General features: G+C 46.5%; 3 protein-coding genes and 1 tRNA gene. 1 reads left to right on the forward strand and 3 read right to left on the reverse strand.

Annotated features, from left to right (window positions below):
* Positions 1–1,552: hypothetical protein (locus FJZ26_04240; GenBank protein ID MBM3229614.1), on the reverse strand; the 1,552-nt coding region annotated here is incomplete at its 3' end.
* A 6-nt stretch (positions 1,553–1,558) separates the two neighbouring features.
* Positions 1,559–1,897: a hypothetical protein gene (locus FJZ26_04245; protein MBM3229615.1), complete on the reverse strand. Its 339-nt coding sequence runs from the start codon at positions 1,895–1,897 to the stop codon at positions 1,559–1,561.
* A gap of 320 nt (positions 1,898–2,217) precedes the next feature.
* On the opposite strand from FJZ26_04245, the gene FJZ26_04250 reads away from it, so the two are divergent.
* Positions 2,218–2,289 (forward strand) — tRNA-Val (locus tag FJZ26_04250).
* A 556-nt stretch (positions 2,290–2,845) separates the two neighbouring features.
* Here the strand turns inward: FJZ26_04250 and FJZ26_04255 are convergent.
* Positions 2,846–4,342 (reverse strand): aspartate aminotransferase family protein, encoded by a 1,497-nt coding sequence (locus FJZ26_04255; protein MBM3229616.1) that lies wholly within the window; start codon positions 4,340–4,342, stop codon positions 2,846–2,848.
* Positions 4,343–4,793: the final 451 nt, after the last annotated feature.

Below are 4,793 nucleotides of genomic sequence, written 5' to 3' on the forward strand. Positions count from 1 at the left end.
GGGACGCGACAAACACAAGTGCGCCAACAAGCACCTGGTCAAAGGCAACTGGGATGACTGTTGCATTGAATAGCAGGTTAGGTATCAAAAGCAGCCCGCCAAGCATTACCCCAATCCAACCGATTTTTGCAAGCGCGTGCTTGAGGTTGTGGCCCTTTTCGTTCAAAAACCCTATGAAAAGGCCTATTGACAAATGCAGCACTCCGACAAGTATGGTGAATGCTATGAGCTGCTCCATCTGCTCAAGCCTGTGCAGTCCGATATTCAGTCCAAGCAATGAAAGCAAGTGCCCGTGGACTTCAATTCCAAAAAATTCCATGAAGTGCTTGAATGAAAACCCGAACCATTCGTCAAAAAACAGGCCGAAAATTATCGATGGTATTGCCGCCAGAGCCCACATCCTTGCAACCGAATTGAGCATCCCGCTTTTCATTTTCATCATAATCAGGGCGGCAAGCCCAAGCGAAATAAACCCGTAGCCAACATCCCCTACCATCATGCCGTAGACAAGCGGGAATGTCAGGGCCAGGACTGCGGAAGGCTCAAGCTCCCCGTATCGCGGAAGCGAGAAAAATTCGACAAGGAATTCAAAGGGCCTGACCGGCCTTGGATTTTCAAGCAATATTGGCGCATCTTGGGTGTTTTGCGCCTTTTCAACAACCAGTTTCGGGAACCTGTGCCTGAGGGCCTTTTCAAGGTGCGCGTATTGCTTTTCAAGCACCCAGCCTTCAAGCACAAAGCTCATTGAAGTGACACCAAGCCTTGCAGCAGATTCGGCGCGCTCAAGCTCTATTTTCAGGGCCTCGTTGAGCACGGCAACTTTTGGCCAGTACTCGTAAGAAATTTTCTTGAGTGCTGCCTTGAGGCTTTCTTCCTGCTTTCTTATTCCTTCAAGCTCCTTACTAAGCAGTTCAATCTGCCCCTGTGGGGTTGTACTAATGTTGGGCAAAAGAATTTCTGAAAATCCGCCGCGCTCAAGTGCCTCAGTAACATGCTCCCCTTTTTTTATGGCAAACAGAACCAGATACTCCTGGCCAGAAGGCGAATGCATCACCTCAAAGTATCTTGTTGCATTGCTAAGTGTTGCAACAAGCCTGTGGTACCTATCGGCCTTGACCTTGCCAAGCCTGAAATCAAGATACTGCCTGTCAAGCCTTGAGTAGTCTATGTTAAGGTGTTTTATTAGATTGAGAAGCTTTAGCTCCTCGCCTATCTCAATTTTCCTCTTTTTGATGGTTTCACTGGCATCATTCATCTCAACAAGCTTCCTGTCGATGCCTATTTTTTTTGCCTCTTCAATGGCCTCCCTTGCACCAAGCGTTTCCGATGCCCTGAAATCAATTGGGACAAGCGAGTTTTTCATGCCCCTGATGCGCGTTAGCTGCTCTGAAAGTTCGCCTGCAATCTCAAGGGGCTTTCCTGATTCAAGGTAATCCCGCTTTAGCTGGGTTATCTCAACAACCCCAAGCTGCTGCAGCTGCTGGAGCACGCTTGGGGCAAGCTCTTTTATCCCCATTATCCTGACTTTTTGCATCCTGGCGCACTTGAGCATGTAATCCTAATCCAAAAGCAGCCCTTCTGCTATTTTTTTTGCCTTTGCCTGCGGGATTTTCAACTGGCTTACCTTTTTTGCCTGCTGCCTTGCCTGCTGCAATACTTCCTCCTCCTGCCTGGCCATTTTTGCGTGGCTTTCGCGAAGCACCCTGTCCTTTGCCTTTGTAGCCTCAAGTTTTCCTTCAAGCTCTATTTGCGCAACCTTTGCCCGTGCCTGTGAGATGGTTTGCTGTGCCTGGGACTTTGCATCCTCAATAATTTTTTGAGCCTGGGCTTCTGCAGCCTTTATCCTTGAGATTTTTTCCACAAATTCATCTGGGTGGTTTTGCGCATGGTGGTCCATAAAAATCTCCACAAGTAGAAACAGTCCCACAAGTGAAAATAATTTGCAAGTATAGGTTTTTAAACCATTAGAATTTTTCGCCGTCGGAGAAAAAATATATAGATGTAAATAGCACAATAGATGTAGCGAACTGTAGGGGAAAATGTGGCAAAGGCCAAACCCGCATCAATAAGCAACAGCAACCGTAGCAGCTGTCAAACTGGCAATAAACTAATTCGCGGCAGAACCAACCGGTAAATGGGGTTCTTGGCAATGCCGCATATTAATATAAAATCTTGACTTGCTATTTCTAGGAGTCTTGCTTGTTTGTTTTACATTTTGGGCCTGTAGTCGAATGGTAAGACGCTAGTCTCACACACTAGAGACCCCCGGTCCGATTCCGGGCAGGCCCATTCCCATAAGGGAACTTAGGTAAATCAGATGTTCCATTGAGGGCTTCAACCCTTTAGTTGTTCACCAGCAAACTGTATGGGCGGTAGGATGTTCACACTCTCTCCACGTAAGATAGCTCCCCACGATAATTGAAACCAGCAATGAAAACTATTGCCATAAGGGGAACGATGCTATTCTCCAACTCCTTCCAGGTCATTGCCCTTTCTCAAAGCTTTAATAAATTTGCCAGCAGAATTTGTGCAATAAGCTCCCATAGTCTAGCCCGGTCAAGGACGGTGCCCTCTCAGAAGCTTTTTTGGAAGCTTTTTTGGGATGTTCATTTTCCGAAAGGAAAATGAATCATGCATGTCGCAAGCGACATGATGATGCCTAAAAAGCAACACAGAAAATGTGGTGCAGCTAACAAGCAACCCTTGTTGGGTTGCCTAAAAAGCAACACCGAGATAAGAGCATTTCAGTCGCAACGCCAGTTGGCTGAGATAATATTCCTGGCAAAGCTTATAGTAAGGCACTAACTCGGGTTCAAATCCCGATGGGAGCGTTTTTTCTTTTTCTTCAAGCAACCCTGCGAAGCGCAGACGAAAGCTTTGAGACAATCAAGTCTGCCTCTTGCGTTGTCAGCGACAGGGGCAGAAGCATCCTAAGCGTCCCGACACCTGCGGTTGTAACAAGAAGGCCATCGTTCATTGCCTCAATTGCGACTTTTAGCGCAAATGCGTCAACGTTTCCCTTGCTGACTTTTAGCTGGACTCCGACCATTGAGCCAATGCCCCTGATTTCAGCCACTTTTTTGTTTCCGCCAAGCTCCTTTTGAAGCTGCCTGACAATGTAAGCACCGCTTTTCCTTGAGTTTTCAAGCAAATTGTTCTCGTGAATATGCTTTATTGTCTCCATGACAAGCGTGCAGGCAACAGGATTTCCCGTGTATGTGTTGCCATGGTGGTGCGGCCCAAACTCTGCCCCAGGCCTTGCATAGACAACTGTCACTGGCCCAAGCCCTGCTGAAATGTTCTTGCCGGTTATCATTATGTCGGCAGGCCTGCCGTCAACCTCGCTTGCAAACCATCTGCCTGTTCTTGCAAAAGTCTGAACTTCATCTGCAACCATAAGCGCATCATTTGCATCGCAAAGTTGCCTTATCCTCCTTATGAACCCTGGCTTTGGCAAAATTATCCCTGACTCGCCTTGCACAGGCTCAAAGTGCACTGAAAGCACCTTGCCTGCGTTTTCCTTGAATGCAGCTTCAAGCTGCTTTGTATCCCCGTATTTGATAAACACCACTTTCTTGTCTATTTTCGGGAATTTCCAGATTGCATAGTCCTTGTCATTCAGGTTTATCGCATATCCCGTCCTTCCATGGAAACCGTTGGACATTGCAATGATTACATCCTTGTTGTCAAGCTGCCTTTTTGCATTGTGGTATTCAATCACAAGTTTCAGTGCAGCATCGTTTGCCTCGCTTCCCGAATTCAGCAGGTAAACTTTGTAGCCTGGAAGAAGGTCCTTGAAAACTCCGGAAATTCCAGCCTGCCCAGCCCCATTTTCACCTTGTGCTGCATTGCCAAATAACATGTCGCACAGCTGTGCCTTGTAGGGGTGGAGGAAGCTTGCAGCAGCAAGTGCGCCATTTGTCATTACTTCAGTAACACTGTCAATTATCCGCTCGTTGCCATGGCCGCAGGCAGAGCCAACGCCGTAAAAGTTGAATGTGTCAAATGCCTTTATGACAGTCCCCATTTTTTCCCCATCTATTGGCACAAGAAAGACGTATTTTTCCTTTGCCCCTGCAACAATGAAGGGAAATCTGTCATCAGGATATGTGTTCATGTGGCCTTTGTCATTTTTTACAATCCAGTCGACTTCGTTTGCAGAAAACCTCTCCCCTGTTCTTGACATCTCTTCAAGCCGCCTTATTGTGGCCGTGCTGATGCCAAGCTTCCCAGTCATTATACCTTCAGTGGAAAATTCATAAACTTGAAGAGGCCCTTTCTTTACTTTTTTTTGCACTGCCTTTGTTACTTGAAATCCTGTGCCATAACCTATCTTTGCCAAGAAAACCACCTAAGCATTCTTGCTTCAACAAAAATATTTAAGCTCTTGGCACGTTTTTCCTGCAAGCACTCCCAAGCTTAATATATTTTTGTGGCACTAAAATTAGTCCCGATTTTTCTCAGACCTTATTGGCCTGCCTTGGCCTATCCCGTATCCGCTCTTTTTTTGCCCAGGGCCACTTGGCTTTCCGTTTTGCCAAAAATTGTTTGATTTGCCGTCCTCTCCGCCATACAACCCGTTTTTTCCAAAAAGCGCTTCATTGACAAAAGCATAGAGCACGTAAAAAAACTGGATTGCAACAAAAAAGAATCCTAAAAGCGCGGCAAACAAGGCTGCAAGAAGAAGAAACGGAATTGAGAGCACTGACAGGACAATCAAGGCGGCAATAACCCCTATGGAAAGAAACAGGGCTATTAAAATGCTGACAAGCAGCTTTGAGTCGTTGTCCATG

Source organism: Candidatus Parvarchaeota archaeon (genome assembly GCA_016866895.1).
GTDB lineage: Archaea > Micrarchaeota > Micrarchaeia > Anstonellales > VGKX01 > VGKX01.